The organism is Bradyrhizobium sp. Ash2021, from assembly GCF_031202265.1.
GTDB lineage: Bacteria > Pseudomonadota > Alphaproteobacteria > Rhizobiales > Xanthobacteraceae > Bradyrhizobium.
In genome coordinates this window covers 3,369,020-3,388,265 of the sequence record NZ_CP100604.1, presented here as the reverse complement: position 1 = coordinate 3,388,265, position 19,246 = coordinate 3,369,020, and the positions used below count along the sequence as shown (strand labels likewise).

Genomic DNA, 19,246 nt, shown 5'->3' with positions numbered 1-19,246 from the left:
TTGGCTTCCCGAAAGGCCAATCCGCTCGGGCCGATTTACCCGAATCGAACCGGAATGCCAACGCAGCGGCGCGCAGGCGGCCTTCACTTCCCCGGCATAGCTCGTGCCTGCACGCCCGCGGCCGGAACCGGAGCCGCCAGCCGGCGGCGTTACGCCGCCCGCACCGAGTTCAGGAACTTGCCGACCTCGAGCTTGAGGCGGTTGCTGTCGCCGGACAGCGACTGCGCCGCGGACAGAACCTGCGAGGAGGCCGAGCCGGTCTCGCTGGCGCCGCGCTGCACGTCAGTGATGTTGGCGGAGACCTGGTGGGTGCCCTGGGCGGCCTGCTGCACGTTGCGGGAGATTTCCAGCGTCGCGGCACCCTGCTCTTCCACCGCGGCTGCAATGGTCGAGGAGATCTCCGCCAGCCTTTCGATGGTGCCGCTGATTTCCTTGATCGCGTTCACCGAGTCCTGGGTTGCGGCCTGGATGCCGGCGACCTGCTGACCGATCTCGCCGGTCGCCTTGGAGGTTTGCTCGGCCAGCGCCTTCACTTCGGACGCCACCACCGCAAAACCGCGGCCGGCTTCGCCGGCACGCGCGGCCTCGATGGTGGCGTTGAGCGCCAGCAGATTGGTTTGTTCGGCGATGGTATTGATCAGCTCGACCACATCGCCGATGCGGGAGGCCGCCTTGGACAATTCGCTGACCCGGTCGTTGGTGGTGCGGGCCTGGCCGACGGCCTCGGAGGCCATCCGTGCCGATTCCTGGACCTGGCGGCTGATTTCGTTGACGGAGGTCGACAGTTCCTCAGTCGCCGACGCCACCGACTGCACGTTGGTCGACGCTTCCTCGGAAGCGGCGGCGACCATGGTGGTGAGTTCCTGCGAGCGCTCCGCCGTCGAGGTGAGCGTGCCGGCCGACGCCTCGAGCTCGGTCGAAGCCGACGACACGGTCTCGACGATCTCGCCGACGGCACCTTCGAAATCATTGGCGAGCCGGATCATGTCCGCCTTGCGTTGTTCGGCAGCGATCTGTTCCTGCCTGGTCTTGGCCGCCGCCTCGTCGCGCGCCTTTTGCTCGGCGTTCTCGCGGATCACGGTGACGGTCTTGGCGAGGTCGCCGATCTCGTCGCCGCGGCCGGCGCCGGGAATTTCGATATCGAGCTTGCCGCCGGCCATCTCGCCCAGCGCGCGGTTCAGGCGCGTCATCGGACGCGCGATCCCGAGGAAGGAGAATACGCCTGAGGCGACCAGGGTCAGGATGACGATCCCGGCCATGATCAGGTTGATGCGATTGGCCTGCGCGGTCTCGGCCGCAACCTCGTCTCTGGAAACCGCCGAATTCTTTTGTGCGGTACTGACCGTCATTTCCATCAATTCGGCGGCCTCATTGGCAAACTTGACCGCACGATTGGCAATAATGTCGTCCTTCAGCGCCTCGGTCCTGACGACGTCGTCATTGGCAGCGAGGAAACGTTTGACGACCGAATCCAGCGAGCTAATCACGGAGAGCAATTCGCGGTCATCGGCCTCGCCCCGCAACAGGTTGAAAATGGTCTTGAGCGCGGTCTGGGTCTTCGCAATCTGGTCGATCAGGCTGGCATCGCCGGTGGCGCCTAACCGCCAGACCATGGCCTTTAGCGCGTTCACCTTGGCGTCGGCCTGATGCAGCAGCTTTTCGACCTCGGCGCGATTGTCCAGCTTGGTCATTGCCGGCGAAGCCAGTTCGGCCTCGATAGCCTTGGTCCATTCACCTGAGATCGCCGAGCGCTTGTCGATCTGCGCGAGAAGTGCTGCCTGCGCTTTCGCGATCTCCTCCACGCCGGCACTGAAACGGTCCATCAGGGATTTTATTTTCTGCAGCCGCTCCCGGGTCTCCGGCTTCTGGGCGCTCGCCAGTGCGGCTTCCAACTGGCTGGTTTCGGACGCTTTCAGGCGCTCCAGTTGGGCGAAGTGCTTTTCGACTTCGGCGGGAGTCCTCGACAATCTGATGTTGCGCCCCGCGAGCTCCATCTGCCGCATCGCCAGGTTGGCGGCCAGCGCGGCGTCGGACACCCGTTGCGAGCGGCCGGCACGGTCGTTAACGGCCGCCACCGATGCGTCGGTCATCATCTGGTTGGCGGCCATGCCCATCGCCAGCAAGACGCCGACGGCGCCCGCCAGACCCAGTTTGTACCCGATGCGATTGAGCTTGATCATTTCGCCGAACCTTTGACTTCCCGGAATTGGGTGAGCCGCGACGGCAAGCGAAGACAAGTGACCAGCGCGACTGCTGGAAGATACCGGCTGTAGAACTATGGAAGGTTAATGGGGTTCAGTGGAACTACCTAGCCCGTGACCGAACTTCGCAACGCATAGCCCAATGCAAAAAGCCCGGCCCCTTTTGGGCCGGGCTGATCGATTGTCGCCAGTGGCGTTGTTGTCAGGCCGCCCGGACCGAATCCAGGAACTTGCCGACTTCGAGCTTGAGGCGGTTGCTGTCGCCCGAGAGCGACTGGGCCGCGGAGAGCACCTGCGACGAGGCCGAGCCGGTCTCGCTGGCGCCGCGCTGCACGTCGGTGATGTTGGCGGAGACCTGCTGAGTGCCTTGGGACGCCTGCTGCACGTTGCGGGAAATCTCCTGCGTCGCAGCACCCTGCTCTTCCACCGCCGCCGCAATGGTCGAGGATATCTCCGACAGTCTCTCGATGGTGCCGCTGATTTCCTTGATCGCGTTCACCGAGTCCTGGGTCGCGGCCTGGATGCCGGTGATCTGCTGGCCGATCTCGCCGGTGGCCTTCGCGGTCTGCTCGGCCAGCGCCTTCACTTCGGACGCCACGACCGCAAAGCCGCGGCCGGCCTCGCCGGCGCGCGCCGCCTCGATGGTGGCGTTGAGTGCCAGCAAGTTGGTCTGGCCGGCGATGGTATTGATCAGTTCGACGACGTCGCCGATGCGGCTGGCCGCCTTCGACAATTCGCTGACCCGGTCGTTGGTGGTGCGGGCCTGACCGACGGCGTCGGTGGCCATCCGCGCCGATTCCTGGACCTGGCGGCTGATCTCGTTGACGGAGGACGACAGTTCCTCGGTCGCCGACGCCACCGACTGCACGTTGGTGGAGGCTTCCTCGGAGGCCGCCGCCACCGCGGTGGTCAATTGCTGCGAACGTTCCGCCGTCTTCGACAGCGTACCGGCCGAGGCTTCGAGCTGTGTCGACGCAGACGATACCGTCTGAACGATCTCGCCGATCATCGATTCGAAATTGCGGGTGATGCTGTCGACCCGGCGGCCGCGCTCGATCTTGGCTTCCGCGTCAAGCGCGGCAGCCTCATCGGCGGCCTTCTTGGCAATCAGGGCTTGCTTGAACACCTGCAGCACGTCGGCCATGGCGCCGATCTCGGTCTTCTCGCCCTGATGCGGCACGTTTGCACTCAGATCGCCCTTGCCCAGCGCCTGCATCGGGGTGACGATCGAAGATATACCGGTCGAGACGTCGCGAACCAGATAGAAGCTGACGCCGATGCCGATGATGACGGCAGCACCAAGGATGGCCGCGAGCATCATCAACGCCGAACTGTAGCTGTCGGCGGCATCCTGCGCCGCCTTGTCGGCGCCGGTGTTGTTGAGGTCGATGTCCTTTTTCAGGATGGCGTCCGCCTCGAGCCCGATCTTGTTCACGGTCTTGGTGTTCAATTCATGCGCCTCGGTCGGACTCTTGCCGGCGGCCTTGCGGGACAGCGCCATCACTTCCTCGGTGCCCTTCTGGTATTTGTCCCAGACCTGCGACCATTCGTTGTAGAGCGCGCGCTCTTCCGGCGCGGTAATCATCGGCTCGTAGGTCGCGCGGATCTTGTTGTTGCTCTCGACCACGCCCGCCAGGGTCTTTTCCGCGGCTTGCTTTTCCTCAAGCGTCTCCGACAGCATGTGCTCGCGGATCACGTTACGGTAGGTGATGATGCCGGCGCGCAAATCGCCCAGCACCCGGACGCTCGGCAGCCAGATCGTCGCGATATCGACGGTGTTGGCATTCATCGCGCGCATGTTCTTGACCGCGAGCAGGCCCATGCCCGTCATCGCGGCGAGCAGGAAGGCGACGACGGCGATGATTTTGGCGCGGATCGAGTATTTGGCGAGCATGGCTGGGAATCTCTTGGTTTTTTGGGCGCGTGGGGCGCGCCTGATGTGACGAGCTTCAGAGTCCGTTAGAGCGCGGGACCGCCTGCCTGCACCAAGCCCTAACGCCTGCTGAGGTTGTGTTAATTTGGCAGTCCGTGAAACTACGGTAGTCGACAGCCGTCACCAACAAATGAACGGGGAGACGCGATCAGCGCATCAATGCGAGAGCGTCGGAGAAAAATTCCGGACCGCCGAAATTGCCTGATTTCAGTGCAAGCAACATTTCACCATTGTTGGCACCGACCGCGCGTAAAACCGGCACGCCTGCAGCGATTTCTGCGCCAACCAGAAAGCCGGGAATCCGCAGCCGATCCACGACGGCGCCTGAAGTTTCACCACCGGCGACCACCAATCTGCGCACGCCGGATTGAACCAGGCCTTCGGCGATATCGGCCATCGCCTGCTCGATGGCATGTCCGGCTGCATCACGGCCATGACGTGACTGCAGAGCTGCGACCTCTTCCGGCGTCGAACTACTGGCGATCAGGATCGGGCCTTGATTGATTCGCGTCTTCGCCCAGGCCAGCGCGCGCCCGGCTTCGTCCTTGCCGGCCACGACGCGCTCGGGATCGAGAAGCAGCACCGGCATCGTCTTTTCGGCGTTGGCGATCTGCTGCAGCGTCGCCTGCGAGCAACTGCCGGCGAGACACGCCGCGGGTCCGCCGACCGGCGTATCGGGAACGGCACTTGGCGCGCTCGATTTGACCTTGCCGGAGGCGACAAGCGCCCGGGCGATGCCTAACCCGATACCGGAGGCGCCGACAGACAAGCGATGATCCAGCGCGACGCTGCCGATGGTTTCGAGGTCGCGGTCGAACACCGCATCGATAATGGCCGCGCCAAACCCCTTGGCCGAGAGATCGGCCAGTTGCGCGCGGACCGCATCCGGACCGCGCGTCAGCGTTGCAAGGGCAATCAGCCCGACCCTGGTCTTGCTCTGGCGCGCCAGCACCCGCACCAGATTGGAATCATGCATCGGATTGAGCGGATGATCCTTTAGCGGGCTTTCGTTCAGCGGCACCAGGCCTACGAACAGATTGCCCTGATAGACGGTGCGGCCGGTTTCCGGAAAGGCCGGCGTCACCAGCACTATTGTGTCGGCAGACTCCGCGCGCAGCGCGTCCATGACCGGCCCGATATTGCCCGCATCGGTGGAATCGAAGGTCGAGCAGATCTTGAACAGCACGTGATCCGCGCCGCGGCTGCGCAGCCATTTTTCCGCCGCGCGCGAGCGCGTCACCGCCAAACCCGCTTCGATCGAGCGGCTCTTCAGCGAGACGACGACTGCATCGACCTCGGGGAGCGCCAGATTGTCGGAGGGCACCCCGATGGTTTGCACCGTACGCAGGCCCGCGCGCGTCAACGTATTGGCGAGATCGGAGGCGCCGGTGTAGTCGTCGGCAATGCAGCCGAGAAATAATTTGCCGGCCAGCGTCACGGTTTTACTCCGGCATAGGGTTTGAACCAGGCAAGGCCATCGGTGGTCTTGGCCCGCGGATTGTATTCGCAGCCGACAAAGCCGCCATAGCCGAGCTTGTCGAGTTCGGTGAACAGGAACGGATAGTTCAGCTCCTCGCCGTCAGGTTCGTTGCGCGAGGGGATGCTGGCGATCTGGATGTGGCCGATCACCGGCATCATATCGCGCAGTCGCATGGTGACGTCGCCATGGATGATCTGGCAGTGATAGATGTCGAACTGCAGTTTCAGATTGGGAATCTTCAATTCGTTGATCAAATCGTGCGCGAAGTTGAAGTCGTTGAGGAAATAGCCGGGCACGTTGCGCGGATTGATCGGCTCGATCACGACATCGAGGCCATGCGGCGCAAAAAATTCCGCGGCCCATGCCACCGATTTATAAAACGCCTCGACCGCCTTGCGCTCGCTGCGGCTGGCGATGCCGGCCATCAGATGCAGCCGCTTGACGCCGGTCGCCTGCGCATAAGGCAGCGCGGTCTGCAGACTCTGCTTGAGATCGTCGAAGCGCTCCGGCAGCGCGGCAAAGCCCTTTTCGCCGGCCGCCCAATCGCCCGGCGGCAAATTGAACAACGCCTGCGTCAGGCCGGCGGCCTTCAGCCGTTGGCCAACTTCTTCGGCCGGATGGTCGTAGGGAAACAGGAATTCGACTGATGTAAAGCCCGCTTTCGCCGCCGCATCAAAGCGGTCGAGGAACGGCACCTCGTTGAACATCATGGAGAGATTGGCGGCAAAACGGGGCATCGCTGTCCTCTTGTTGTCGGTTTATTTCGGTTCGCCCGGCAAAGCCGTGCCGGTGACGCGGGCATACATCCGCGCCACCGAGGCGTCATCGTCGCGGCCCATGCCGGAGGCCGCTGTCATCAAGAACATCTGCAGCGCTGCGGCGGCGACCGGCACCGGGAATTTCGCCGTGCGCGCCATGTCCTGGATGATGCCGAGGTCTTTGACGAAAATCTCCACCGCGCTGCGCGGCGCATAATCGCCGTCCAGCACATGCGGCATGCGGTTCTCGAACATCCAGGAATTGCCGGCGGAAGCCGTGATCACCTCATACACCTTCCGGATATCGAGGCCCTGCTTGGCGGCAAACGTAATCGCCTCCGAGGCCGCCGCGATATGAACGCCGGCGAGCAGCTGGTTGATCATCTTGAACGCGGCGCCCTGGCCCGCGGCATCGCCGAGTTCATAGAGTTTTGCCGCCATCGCATCGAGCGCCGGCCGCGCTTTCGCAAAAGCCGCAGCACTGCCTGAAGCCAGAATGGTGAGTTCGCCCTGCGCCGCGCGCTGGGCGCCGCCGGAGATCGGCGCGTCCAGATAGAGCCGGCCGGATTCTTCCAGGTGCTTTGCCAGCCGCCGCGCGACATCGGGATCCATGGTGGCGGAGGAAATGAAAACCGCCCCCTTGGGCAGGGTTTCAGCAACACCATTGGCGCCGAACAAAATGGTCTCGGTCTGCGCGGCGTTGACAACGACGCTGACCACAATGTCAGCGCCTTTGGCCGCTTCCGCCGGAGTTTTGGCGCCGCTGCCGCCGTCGGCCACGAACCGCTTGACCGATTCCGCCGAGACGTCGCAGCCCGTGACGGCAAAGCCCGCCCGCCGCAGCGAGGTCGCCATGCCGAACCCCATCGAGCCCAGCCCGATCACGGCGACGCTTGGTTTTACGGATTCAGGCATACGGCGTTCCCTCAGAAGTTTCCTTGAGCATGATCTTTTCGGAAAACCGGTACCCACTTTTCCGGATCATGCGGCTTGCGGCTTTGCCTCTGGGTATCACGGCTTGGCCGCGCTGCCAAAGCATGAGACAAGGCGGCAAGAGGATGCTGCCATGAGCGAAACCAAGCTCCGCGAGGAAATCTGCCGGCTCGGCCGTTCGCTGTTCGAGCGCGGGCTGACGCCGGGCTCATCGGGCAATATCAGCGTGAAAGTCTATGACGGCGGCTGGCTGGTGACACCGACCAACGCCTCGCTGGGCTCGCTCGACCCGGCGCGGCTGTCGCGGCTTGACGCGTCCGGCAGGCTGCTCTTCGGCGATGCCCCGACCAAGGAAGTGCCGCTGCATACCGCGCTCTATCAGACCCGCAACGCCGCCCGCGCCGTGGTGCATCTGCATTCGACCCATTCGGTGGCGCTGTCGATGCTGCCCGAAATCGATCCGCGCGCCGCCCTGCCGCCGATGACGGCCTATTACGTCATGAAGTGCGGGGCGACCGCGCTGGTTCCGTATTATCGGCCCGGCGATCCCGCGGTCGCGGATGCGATCAAGGGACTGGCCGGCAGATACTCATCCGTGCTGCTGGCCAATCACGGCCCGGTGGTATCAGGCGACACGCTGGAAGCCGCGGTGTTTGCGATCGAGGAACTGGAAGAGACCGCGAAATTGTATCTGCTGCTGCGCGGGCTGAACCCGCGCTATTTGTCACCGGAACAGGTCAAGGATTTGACGAAGGTGTTTGGGCTGGCGTTGCCGGAACACGCGCACGACTGACCTCCCCTCGTCGTCATGGCCGGGCATAGCCGTCCGAAGGACGGCGTCGCTTCCGCTCGCCTATGCCCGGCCATCCACGTCTTCGGCGCGACAAGAAAGTAAGGCGTGGATGCCCGGGACAAGCCCGGGCATGACGGAGAGAACTGGGACACGCTCTCTCCACGTCATTGCGAGCAAAGCGAAGCAATCCATCTCACGACGCAAAGAAAGAATGGATTGCTTCGTCGCTACGCTCCTCGCAATGACGAATCACAGCCCGAGATACGCCTTGCGCACGTCCGGGTTGGTCCTGATCTCAGCCGCACTGCCCTGCATCAGCACGCGGCCGGTTTGCAGGATGTAGGCGCGGTCGGCGATTTCGAGGCACTCAGCCATCCGCTGCTCGACGATCAGCACCGTCAAACCGGTGTCGCGGATGCGCATCACGGCCTGAAAGATTTCGTCGACCAGTTTTGGCATGATGCCCTGCGAAGGCTCGTCCAGCATGAGTAGCCGCGGGCGCGTCATCAGCGCGCGGCCGATCGCCAGCATCTGCTGCTCGCCGCCGGAGAGCGTTTCGGCGCGCTGCTCCAGCCGCTCGGACAGCCGCGGGAACAGCTTGAACACGAGATCCAGCGGTTCGTCGCGGTTGGCCTCGCCGCGATAGAGGTAGCTGCCGAGCCGCAGATTGTCGCGCACCGACAGCCGCGGGAACAGCCGGCGGTTTTCCGGCACATAGGCGATGCCGTCCTTGGTGATCAGGTGCTGCGCCTTGCCGTCGATGCGTACGCCGTCGAAGGTCACGGTGCCCGAGCGCGGGCGTTCGGCGCCGGCGATGGATTTCAGCAGGGTCGACTTGCCGGCCCCGTTGGCGCCGGCGACGCAGACGATCTCGCCCTTGGCGACTTCGATGCTCACCGCCGAGATCGCGACCAGCCCTTGATAGGCGGTGGTGACTTCATGCACCGACAGCATGACGGTCCCCCAGATAGGCGCTGATGACTTTGGGATCGCGGACCACCTCGGTCGGCTTGCCCTCGACCAAAACCTTGCCGAGATCGAGCACGATGGCGCGATCGACCAGCGGCATCACGATTTCCATGACGTGCTCGACCATCAGCACGGTGACGCCGGTATCGCGCACCTTGCGTACCAGTTCGACGCCGGTTTTCGCCTCGACCGGCGTCAGACCCGTGAGCACTTCGTCGAGCAGCAGCAGCTTTGGTTCGGTCGCGAGCGCCCGCGCGACTTCGAGCCGGCGCTTTTCCGACGGGACGAGCTCGCTGGCCAGCACGTTGGCGCGGGCGGCTAGGCCGCAGAATTCCAGCACCTCGTAGGCCTTGCGGCGCGCCACGCGCATCACGGTGTTGCGGACCAGCGCGCCGACGATGACATTGTCGATCACGCTCATGGTCTCAAAACTCTTTACGACCTGAAAGGTGCGGCCGATGCCACGCTGGCAGCGCTCGGCCGCCGGCAGCTTGGTGACGTCCTCGCCGTCGAACCAGATCGAGCCCTGGGTCGGCGGCAGCACGCCCGCGATCAGATTGAACAGCGTCGACTTGCCGGCGCCGTTGGGCCCGATCAGTCCGACGATTTCGCCGCGCCCGACCGAAATCGAGACATCGCTGTTGGCGATCAGGCCGCCGAAGCGTTGCCAGACGCCGCGGGTTTCCAATAGAGGCGTCATCGCACCGCCTCCTTGCGCTTCGGAGAGAACAGCCCGATCAGGCCCTGCGGCCGCGCCAGCGAGATCAGCACGATCAGCGAGCCGTAGACGATCAGGTCGACGCCGCGGCCGGAGCCGCCGATGAAGGAGCGCGTCAGTTCGGTGAGCGGGATCAGAATCACCGCGCCCAGCATCGGCCCCCACAATGTGCCTATACCGCCGACCACCGCAGGCAGCGCCATCAGCAGCGAGAACTGAAAACCCATCACGCTTTCGGGATCGATGTAGGAGACGAACTGCGCATAAAAGCCGCCGCCGACCGCGGTGAGGAAGGCCGACACCGCTGCCGCCCCCATCTTGGAATTGAACACGACGACGCCGAGGCTTTCGGCGGCGTCCGGATTGTCCTTCACCGCGCGCCACCAAAAGCCCCATTTGGAATCTTCCAGCCACCAGGTGACGAACCAGGCGACGCAGGCCAGCCCCAGCGCGAAATAGAAATAGGGCAGCTTGCTGCGCGTGAACTGGAATTTGAGCCAGCTGTCGCCGCGCACGGGAATATCGATGCCGAGCGCTGCACCCGCCCAATCCCAGTTCTGGATCAGCAGCAACGCGATTTCGGCGATGACGATGGTGGCGATGACAAAGTAATGTCCACGCAGCCGAAAACATGGATAACCCAGCGCCATCGCGATGAGCGCCGAGATCAACCCGCCGCCGAGCATGCCGAACCACGGCAGCACGCCGAACTTCGTGAACAGGATCGCGGTGGTGTAGGCGCCGAGTCCGAAATAAAGCGCATGGCCGAGCGAAATCTGTCCACAATAGCCAGACAAGATATTCCAGCTTTGCGACAACGCGGCGTACATCAAGGTCAGAACCATGATGTTCTGGACGTAGACGTCCTTGACGAACAGCGGGACGAGAGCAGCGATCACGGCGAGGCAAGCGGCGACGATCAGGTCGCGGCGGCGGCGCTGGGCGAAATCGCTATCCATCAGATCGACCCGAACAGGCCGCGCGGCCGGACGAACACCACCAGCAAATAGACCGCGTAGATGCCGACCGATTTCAGCGACGGCGGCAGGATCATGGCGGTGGTGGCTTCGACAAGGCCAACGATGATGCCACCGGCAAAGGCGCCGAACACGCTGCCGAAACCGCCGAGCGCCACAGTAACGTAGGCGATCAGCGCAAACGACGCGCCGACATCGGGATAGATGTAGAAGAATATCGACATGATGGCGCCGGCCAGGCCCACCAGCGCAGCACCGAGGCCCCAGCCCAGCGCGAACACGCGATTCTTGTCGATGCCGACAAGTGCCACCGCGCCGGCGTCCTCGCGGGTGGCTTCGAGCGCGCGGCCGAAATCGGTGCGGTTGATGAAGAAATACAGCCCGCCGAACGCCGCGATCGAGACTGCTGCGCCGACCAGTTGCGGCTCGGGCAGGAAGATGCCGCCAAGCGAGATGGTTTTACCGCCAAGCCAGGAATGGGTGACGCTGCGATAATCCGGCGTGAAGAAGAATTGCGCCAGGCCGCGCATGACGATCGCAAGCCCAAAGGTGGAGAAAATCTGCACCATGCCGGCGTTGGCCTTGGCGCGCACCGCAAAGCGCACGATCAAAAGGTAGACCACCGCCCCGAACACGAACAGCGCCGCCGCCACCAGCGGCGCCGCCAGCAAGGGATCGATCGCGAAGAATGCGAACAGAAAGAAGGTCGCATACATCGCGATCATCAGGAATTCGCCATGGGCGAAATTCACGACGTCCATCAGGCCAAAGATCAGCGCCAGCCCGACGGCGATCAGCCCATAGAGCAGCCCCATCAACAGGCCGCTCGCCAGACTCTGGATGATGGTCTCGGCTGTCACCGGGGTTGCTCCAGGCTCACGACCTTATCGTGAGGGTTCGTCATTGCGAGGAGCGAAGCGACGACGCAATCCATTCTTTCTTCTCGCTGCACCATGGATTGCTTCACGGAGCCTGTCATCGGGCGGCGCTTCGCGCCGACCCGGTGGCTCGCAATGACGAAAGGCGCCAGACTCTGGATAATGGTTTCGGCTGTCACAGCCCGGTCCCCCCGCCCCCGCGCGCGACCATTACATCATCGGCCAGACGGCTTCGGCAATCGCCGCTTGCGGCGGCGAGACGGTGACGAACTTGCCACCGGTATATTGCAGCAGCACCGGGTCGGCGTCGTTGTTCTGGCCCATCTCGTCGAACTTGATGCGCTTCCACGGCATGATGGTCTGCTCGCCCGCGATGTCGGTCGCCACCAGCGCCTCGCGGATCTTGTCGCCGTCGGTGGATTTGGCGCGGTTGATGGCTTCCGCCATCACGATCAGGCCCATGAACTGCCGCGACGTGAGGTCGTTGAAATCCTTGCCGGACTTTTCCTTGAACATGGCGTTGATCTTGCCGACCATCGGCCGCTTGGCGGCGAGATCGAGCGAGAAGGTGCCGCGCGAGATCACGCCTTCGAGCTTGTCGCCGACCGCGTCATACAGCGCCTTCTCGGAGAAGCCGGCGTCCTGGGCCACGATCGCATTCGGCTTGTAGCCGAGTTCGCCCATGGTCTTGACCAGGAGGATGCCGTCGGTGGTGTAGCTCGAGGGCATCAGCACGTCGGCATTGGCCGCCTTGAGCTGCTGCACCTCGGCCGACAATGACGGCGAGTTGGCGCGGTATTTGATATCGGCGACCACCTTGTAGCCGCGCTCACTGGCCAGCTTGAGCTGGGCGTTGGCGGAATCGGTGCCGAAGATGGTGTCCTCGTGGAACAGCGCCAGCGTTTCGATCTTGGTGCCCTTCTTCTTCATGGCATCGAAGAAATCGAACATCGCGGCCGAGTACATCTCGTCATGCGGTGCGGCGCGGAAGTAAAATTTCAGACCGCGGCGATGCAGGCTCGGCGAGGAATTGTCCGCCGAGATAAACGGGATCTGGTAGCGCTCGCAGATCTGGCTGACGGTGACCGCGACCGCGCTCTGATAGGTGCCGATGACGGCGCAAACCTTTTCCTGGGTGATCAGGCGTTCGGTCTCGGCGCGGCCCTTCTGCGGATCGGACTGGTGGTCGGCGAATACGAGGCGGATTTTTGCGCCGCCGAGACCGGACAAACCTTCGCCCTTGGCCAGCGGCAGAACGAAATCGTAGTCCTTGTTGATGATTTCCAGCGCGGTCTCATAGGCCTTCTGGGCATCGACGCCCAGCTGGGCGTTGGCGCCGGAGAATGGATAGATGACGCCGATCACCACTTCCGTGGTTTGCGCGCGGCTCGCGATCGGTGCGAGAGCTGCGACAGCGGTGGCTCCGAGCAATATATTGCGGCGAGTGATCGTCATTGTAAAATCCCCTGTTAATCCCAAGACTATCTGATTCAAGACTATCGATGAAACGCGCGAGGCTTGCGGTAAAGCCTCAAAGAACGGCAGACGCTGCCCATTAAAGCACGGCCAATTGCTTGTTCTTCAGATCGGTCACTAGCATCAATCCCGGCGCATGCGTGATCGCGAACGGCAGCTTGGCGGCTGATATCACCGCCTGCGGCGTCACGCCGCAAGCCCAGAAAACCGGAATCTCGTCGGCTGCGACCGGTACCGGATCGCCATAGTCGGGCTTGGTGATATCGGCGATGCCGATCGAACCCGGCAGGCCGAGATGAACCGGCGCGCCGTGCACGGACGGAAAGCGCGAAGTGATCTGCACCGCGCGGATCGCATCCGCCGGCTTGAACGGCCGCATCGACACCACCATCGGACCGGCAAACGGTCCCGACGGGCTGCAGGCGATGTTGGTGCGGAACATCGGCACGCGCACCTTGTGCTCGATGTGGCGGATCGGCAGCCCCTCGTCCAACAGCGCCTCTTCAAACGAGAACGAGCAGCCGAGCACGAAGGCGACCAGATCGTCGCGCCAGTACGATAGGATGTCGGTCGGCTCGTCCACCACCTCGCCGTCGCGCCAGACGCGATAGCGCGGCACGTCGGTGCGGATGTCGAGGTCGAGGCCGAGCGAGGGAATGTGGGGGTCGCCGACATCGGACATGCCGATGATCGGGCAGGGTTTCGGATTGAGCTGGCAGAAGCGGTGAAACGCGCCGGCGAGCTTTTCCGGCAGGATCGCGAGATTGCCCTGGACGCAGCCGTTGGCGACACCGGCGGTGCTTGCCGCCATTCCGGCGCGGTAGGCATGCCGGGCCGCGACGCTGGGCGAAAGATCCGCCGCCGCTTGATCGATAAGCCGCTCTGTTTTTGCGAGGCTGGTCATCGTTGATCCCGCGCTAATTTGCTCGACAGACAATGGCGCATATGGCTACCATAATGTCTAATCGTAGTTTTTAATCAAGATCGATAAATCAAATTTATCGATCTGCGAGATTGAAGTGCATGGTCGATTTCAAGGCAATTGAGACCCTCATGTGGGTGGTGACGCTGGGCAGCTTCCGCGGCGCGGCCCAGAAGCTCAACACCACTCAGCCCGCGATCTCGCAGCGGATCGCCCAGCTCGAGCAGGAGGTGGGCGTGAAGCTGCTGCAGCGCGACCGCCGCATGGTGCTGCCGACGCCGCACGGACGGCAGATGATGGTGTATGCGGAAAAGCTGATCGGCCTGCGCTCGGAAATGCTGGCCGTGGTCGGCGACCACTCGGCGATGCGCGGCGTGCTGCGGCTCGGCGTCGCCGAGACCATCGTCCACACTTTTCTGACGCAGCTGATCAAGAGCGTCAATCACGCCTATCCCAACCTCTCTGTCGAGATCGAAGTCGACATCACCTCGAATTTGCGCACCCGGCTGCTGGCGCAGGAAATCGAGCTCGCGTTCCTGCTCGGACCGCTGACCGGGCCGACCATCAGCAACCGGGTGCTGTGCGACTATTCCGTGGGATTTCTGGCCAGCCCTTCGCTCGGCCTGGGCAAGGAGCGACTGACGGTGCACGATCTGGCGAAATTTCCGATCATCACCTTTCCGCGCAAGACCCCGCCTTACGAGATCGTGCGCGCGCTGTTCAACCGGCCCGATTTGCCGCCGATCCGCCTGCACGCCAGCGCTTCACTGGGAACGGTGATCCATATGGCGATCGAAGGCCTCGGCATTGCTGTGATACCGACCGCGATCGTCGAAAACGAACTGGCTGATGGACGGCTGCAATTGCTGTCGACCAACCTGCAGATACCGCTGTTGACGTTTTCGGCGAGCTGGCTGGCCTCCCCCGACACCGTCGCCATCGAGCGGGTGGCCGAACTCGCCGCTTCCCTGGCGCAAGGCGGCGTCGTTGTTGACGCGCCGCTGTCGCCGCGTCATTGAAACGGATCGCCTGATCTTTGGAATAGCTCCGGAATAGCTCAATGACAAAAATCGCATCCAATTTGCAAATCGATTCCGCCCGCCTGTGGGACACGATTCACGAAACCGCGAAATTCGGCGCCACGCCCAAAGGCGGCGTGCGGCGGCTGACGCTGGGCCCCGAGGACAAGCAGGTGCGCGACTGGTTCCGCAAAGCCTGCGAGGCTGCGGGCCTCGAGGTCCATGTCGACACGCTCGGATCGATGTTCGGCCTGCGCAAGGGGCGCGACATGTCAAAGCCTCCGGTCGGCATGGGCTCGCATCTCGACACCCAGCCGACCGGCGGCAAATATGACGGCGTGCTCGGCACGCTGGCCGCACTCGAAGTGGTCCGCACCCTCAACGATGCCGGGATCGAAACCGAGATGCCGATCTGCATCTGCAACTGGACCAATGAGGAAGGCTCGCGGTTCGCGCCGGCGATGATGGCCTCGGCCGCCTATGTCGGCGACTTCACCACCGACGATATTTTGTCGCGAAAGGATGCCGAAGGCGTCACCGTCGGCGAAGCGCTCGACAGCATCGGCTATCGCGGCGCAAGCCCGGTCGGCCGCCAAAAATTCTCCGGATTCGTCGAACTGCACATCGAACAGGGGCCGATTCTCGAAGCCGAGAGCAAGACCATCGGGGTGGTCGATTCCGGCCAGGGCGTGCTGTGGTACGATGGCAAGATCACCGGCTTTGAGAGCCACGCCGGCTCGACGCCGATGCCGCTGCGCCGCGACGCGCTGGCAACACTGTCGGAAATCGTGCTGGCGATGGAGGCCATCGCCAGGAAACACGGCCCGAAGGCGGTCGGCACCATCGGCGAATCCGTGATCGCCAACCCCTCGCGCAACGTCATCCCCGGCGAAATCGCTTTCACAATGGACTGCCGCAGCGCCGATGCCGCGATCATGGACGCGCTCGACAAGGATCTGCGCGCGGCGATCGCGGAAATCGCCGCCCGGCGCAAGGTCGAGGTCAAGCTCGATCTGGTCTGGCGCAAGCCGCCGACGCACTTCAATCCCAAGCTGGTCGATGCGGTCGAGAACGCCGCCACGATGCTCGGCTATTCCCACCGCCGCATCACCTCAGGCGCGGGTCATGATGCCTGCAACCTCAACACCATCATGCCGGCCGCGATGGTGTTCGTTCCCTGCAAGGACGGCATCAGCCACAACGAGCTGGAGGATGCGACCCAAGCCGATTGCACGGCGGGTGCCAACGTGTTGATGCATACCGTGCTGGCGCTCGCCGGCGTCGCGTCCTGACCATCATCCCATAATCGGAGAATTCCCGTGCACGGTGTTTTTGTCGATGCCAATGAATCGCTGGCGGTGATTTTTGAGCGGCTGGAAAAATCCGGCGATCCAAAGGTTCGCATTAATCGCAACCCGGACATCACACCAGATCAATATCCGAAACTGCTGGATGGCGCCGCCATCGCGATCGTCGATCACACCGCGCTGCCGACCGAGGTGGCGAAGAAGTGCACCGGTCTTAAGCACGTGGTGTTCCTCGGCACCGGCGCGCGCAGCTACATGAACCCGGAAGAACTCGACGAGCTCGGCATCGCCGTACATCTGATCAAGGGCTATGGCGATACCGCGGTCGCCGAATGCGCCATCGCGCTGATGTGGGAAGCCGCGCGCGGCATCGCGCGAATGGACCGCGAGATGCGCGCCGGCAACTGGCTGCGCGAGGACGCGATGCAGCTCACCGGCAAGACGCTGGGCCTGATCGGCTTCGGCGGCATCGCCGCCGAAGTCGCGCGCATCGCATCCGGCAGCGGCATGCGCGTGATCGCCTGGAACCGGTCGCCGAAGAAACATCCAAAAGTCGAGTTTGTCGATCTGGACGAACTCCTGACCGAGAGCGATGTGGTGTCGATCCATCTGCTGCTCAACGACGAGACCCGCGGGCTGGTCTCGCGCGCCTGCATCGAGGCGATGAAGCCCGGCATGATCCTGGTCAACACCGCGCGCGGCGCCATCGTCGATGAAGCTGCGATGATCGATGCCTTGAAGTCAGGCCAGATCCGCCACGCCGGCCTCGACGTCTTCAACGTCGAGCCGCTGCCGGCCGATCATCCGCTGACCAAGCTGCCGAACGTGACGCTGTCGGCGCATTCGGCCTTCCGCACGCCCGAGGCGAGCGAGAATTTGATCGGCGCCGCGTGGGCGCATTGCCGGAGGATTGCGAAGGGTTCGAAGTAGGCACGGACGCCCTTACTTCCCCTCTCCCCTTGTGTTCTCGGGAGAGGGGCGGATGTTGATGGAAGTTGTTTCCTAAAGGTGGATGCAGCGGTGATATTGCTTGCGTCAACTGAGAGGAACTTTCCCAAAATCGGTCGGCGCCGGAAATCTCACGGATGCTTCGCCGAGAGGTCGGGTCGGCATGGGGAAGCCGCAGCATTCCGGTCGTCGGCAGGCTTCAGCGCCGCCGTCCGAAGCACAGCCACAGATCGGTCGTGGCCGGCTTTCAGAAGCGGAACCGCAATCCGACTGTGGGAGCGATGTTGTTGCGCTGGAGAAAGCCGAAGGCCAATCCGCCATTCACCTGCGTGAACATGATCCCGGAATAGACATCCCACTTTGGTGCAAACCGCCAATCGATAGCGGCAGAGATCCCGTCGAACGTCCCGGCGCATTGCGGGTGCGAGCTGTCGGAGCAGAAGGCGGGCCCAGCGGCGGGGGTGCCGAAATAGGAATTCTGGATGTAGTGGTAATAGGCGCCGATCACATCCAGATTTTCGGTAACAGCGTACTTGGCGCCGGCCCACATGACTTGGAAAGTTTTGTTACCAAGACCGTTCACGCCGAAGGCGGTATTGTTGATATTCGTGTTGTTGATCGCATCACAACCCATACAAAGAAAGCTTCCCGAGATATCGGTAAAAGCGGTCTGCGGATTGCTGGGCGCCATATATCGAATATGTTCGTAACCGGCGTACACCTTCAGCGGTCCGTTGGTGTATTTGGCCACAAGCATCACGGCTTCATTGTCGGAGATCGTCGCTGTGAGCGTCTGTGGCAGGAACGGGGGTATCGGCACGCCATTGGCGTTATTGCTTCCCGGCGCAAGTGCGACAGACACGGAATCTGTGACATGGCTGTAGATTGCGTCGAGCGAGAGCACACCTTTGCCCCACGTTGAGATATCGCCGCCGGCCTGGAACTGGTATGCTCCATTGGAGGCATTGTTCTGGGCGTAGCCGCCGAACTGCCACAGCGCCGCCGCCCGGAACTGGCCGACATTGACCCGATATTTCAGTGAGGTCGAATTTCTGCAGTTTTCGGTATTGCCGCCGCCGCAGGTTATTCCCTGAAAGCCGATGGGCGAGAAGCCGTAAGAGGCGCCGAACGGATCGTAGTCGAAGACAGCGTCCAGGGTCAGCGAGTTCTGTCGGAAAACGGTCAGGGTGCCATAGGTCGGAGAACTGACGCCGACATAACCCTGGCCGTTGAACCACTGGCCCGCTCGGCTTGAATCGGAGTAGGCGGTTGCAAAGTTTTGGGGGATGCCGGCGTTCGCAGCAATCGATCCCGGTCCATTGGAGAAGCGCAAGGAATATGGGTCGAAGCCGGCATCCAGAGCAAAGACAACAGATAAGTTCCCGCCGATCGGCTCAGTTCCCTTGATTCCAATGAATGAATTGGACAACGCGTTGGGTGCAGGGCCCCACAGCGCCAAGTTGTTCTGTTTCTGGATTAAGTATGAGGCTCCGACAGCGGATCGTGGATCCCACGGCGCGCCGTGGCTCTGCCAGCCGAACCCCGTGTCAATCGCGCCGTAGACTGTGATGCCCTGCCAGGTCAGCTGGCAGTCCGTGGCAATAAAGCCCCAACCGTCGGTGCATGGCTTGGGCGTGGAAGCCGCCGTCGCCGCGGCGGCCCCGGCCGGGAGGACGTCGGCGGCCCGCGCCTCCACCCCGCAGAAGGCGCCAGCGGCCGCGAGGATCACTGCAGCAAAAATGCCGAGCTTTGCCATGCGAGCCTCCCTGGCTCAACAATGCATAATTGTAGGATGGTAAAGTTGGTTGGCAAGACAAAGTCGGCGCCATATGCAGCGATGACAAAAAATTCCGATGCGAGTGGCAACCGAGCCACAGTCATCTCAAAGGGCCAAAAGGGTTCGGCGGCGACAGTTGCTCTAGGGCGACCGCCGA

General features: G+C 62.8%; 16 protein-coding genes. 4 read left to right on the top strand and 12 right to left on the bottom strand.

Annotated features, from left to right (window positions below; genetic code table 11):
* Positions 1–149: 149 nt before the first annotated feature.
* From NL528_RS16120 to ltnD, 5 genes are all read right to left on the bottom strand, one after another.
* The gene (locus NL528_RS16120; protein WP_309183664.1) at positions 150–2,180 is read right to left on the bottom strand and encodes a methyl-accepting chemotaxis protein; all 2,031 of its coding nucleotides are present in this window, start codon (positions 2,178–2,180) and stop codon (positions 150–152) included.
* 223 nt (positions 2,181–2,403) lie between these two features.
* A complete protein-coding gene (locus tag NL528_RS16115) occupies positions 2,404–4,095 on the bottom strand; it encodes a methyl-accepting chemotaxis protein (protein WP_309183663.1) in 1,692 nt (563 codons plus the stop codon).
* Between the two features lie 187 nt (positions 4,096–4,282).
* The gene (gene otnK, locus NL528_RS16110) at positions 4,283–5,572 is read right to left on the bottom strand and encodes a 3-oxo-tetronate kinase (RefSeq protein ID WP_309183662.1); all 1,290 of its coding nucleotides are present in this window, start codon (positions 5,570–5,572) and stop codon (positions 4,283–4,285) included.
* Complete coding sequence (gene otnI / locus NL528_RS16105) at positions 5,569–6,351, bottom strand: 2-oxo-tetronate isomerase (RefSeq protein ID WP_309183661.1); 783 nt, start codon at positions 6,349–6,351, stop codon at positions 5,569–5,571. Before otnI ends, otnK begins: the two co-directional genes overlap by 4 nt.
* A 21-nt stretch (positions 6,352–6,372) precedes the next feature.
* A complete protein-coding gene (gene ltnD / locus NL528_RS16100) occupies positions 6,373–7,287 on the bottom strand; it encodes an L-threonate dehydrogenase (RefSeq protein ID WP_309183660.1) in 915 nt (304 codons plus the stop codon).
* A gap of 151 nt (positions 7,288–7,438) precedes the next feature.
* Between ltnD and NL528_RS16095 the strand changes: the two genes are divergently transcribed.
* A complete protein-coding gene (locus NL528_RS16095) occupies positions 7,439–8,098 on the top strand; it encodes an aldolase (protein WP_309183659.1) in 660 nt (219 codons plus the stop codon).
* A 249-nt stretch (positions 8,099–8,347) separates the two neighbouring features.
* Here the strand turns inward: NL528_RS16095 and NL528_RS16090 are convergent, their stop codons facing one another.
* The 6 genes from NL528_RS16090 to NL528_RS16065 form a co-directional block, all read right to left on the bottom strand.
* Positions 8,348–9,052, bottom strand: a complete 705-nt coding sequence (locus NL528_RS16090; RefSeq protein WP_074280690.1) for an ABC transporter ATP-binding protein — start codon at positions 9,050–9,052, stop codon at positions 8,348–8,350.
* On the bottom strand, positions 9,036–9,767 hold the full coding sequence (locus tag NL528_RS16085) for an ABC transporter ATP-binding protein (protein WP_309183658.1): 732 nt from the start codon (positions 9,765–9,767) through the stop codon (positions 9,036–9,038). The genes NL528_RS16090 and NL528_RS16085 overlap by 17 nt, the downstream gene beginning before the upstream one ends.
* Entirely contained in the window at positions 9,764–10,744 is a 981-nt protein-coding gene (locus NL528_RS16080) for a branched-chain amino acid ABC transporter permease (protein WP_309183657.1), read from the bottom strand. The genes NL528_RS16085 and NL528_RS16080 overlap by 4 nt, the downstream gene beginning before the upstream one ends.
* The gene (locus NL528_RS16075; protein WP_309184918.1) at positions 10,744–11,577 is read right to left on the bottom strand and encodes a branched-chain amino acid ABC transporter permease; all 834 of its coding nucleotides are present in this window, start codon (positions 11,575–11,577) and stop codon (positions 10,744–10,746) included. The genes NL528_RS16080 and NL528_RS16075 overlap by 1 nt, the downstream gene beginning before the upstream one ends.
* Before the next feature lie 273 nt (positions 11,578–11,850).
* Positions 11,851–13,095, bottom strand: a complete 1,245-nt coding sequence (locus NL528_RS16070) for an ABC transporter substrate-binding protein (RefSeq protein WP_309183656.1) — start codon at positions 13,093–13,095, stop codon at positions 11,851–11,853.
* Between the two features lie 100 nt (positions 13,096–13,195).
* Positions 13,196–14,020, bottom strand: a complete 825-nt coding sequence (locus NL528_RS16065; RefSeq protein WP_309183655.1) for a putative hydro-lyase — start codon at positions 14,018–14,020, stop codon at positions 13,196–13,198.
* Between the two features lie 119 nt (positions 14,021–14,139).
* Here NL528_RS16065 and NL528_RS16060 point away from each other — a divergent pair, with 119 nt between their 5' ends.
* From NL528_RS16060 to NL528_RS16050, 3 genes are read left to right on the top strand one after another with little or no spacing between them, the layout of a single operon-like run.
* Positions 14,140–15,057, top strand: coding sequence for a LysR family transcriptional regulator (locus NL528_RS16060; RefSeq protein WP_074280678.1), 918 nt, complete (start codon positions 14,140–14,142; stop codon positions 15,055–15,057).
* A gap of 41 nt (positions 15,058–15,098) precedes the next feature.
* Positions 15,099–16,349 carry a Zn-dependent hydrolase gene (locus NL528_RS16055; protein ID WP_309183653.1) on the top strand — a complete coding sequence of 417 codons (1,251 nt, stop codon included), beginning with the start codon at positions 15,099–15,101 and terminating at the stop codon, positions 16,347–16,349.
* A 27-nt stretch (positions 16,350–16,376) separates the two neighbouring features.
* Positions 16,377–17,294, top strand: coding sequence for an NAD(P)-dependent oxidoreductase (locus NL528_RS16050; RefSeq protein WP_309183652.1), 918 nt, complete (start codon positions 16,377–16,379; stop codon positions 17,292–17,294).
* A 265-nt stretch (positions 17,295–17,559) separates the two neighbouring features.
* Here the strand turns inward: NL528_RS16050 and NL528_RS16045 are convergent, their stop codons facing one another.
* Positions 17,560–19,068, bottom strand: a complete 1,509-nt coding sequence (locus tag NL528_RS16045) for a porin (RefSeq protein ID WP_309183651.1) — start codon at positions 19,066–19,068, stop codon at positions 17,560–17,562.
* Between the last annotated feature and the right edge of the window lie 178 nt (positions 19,069–19,246).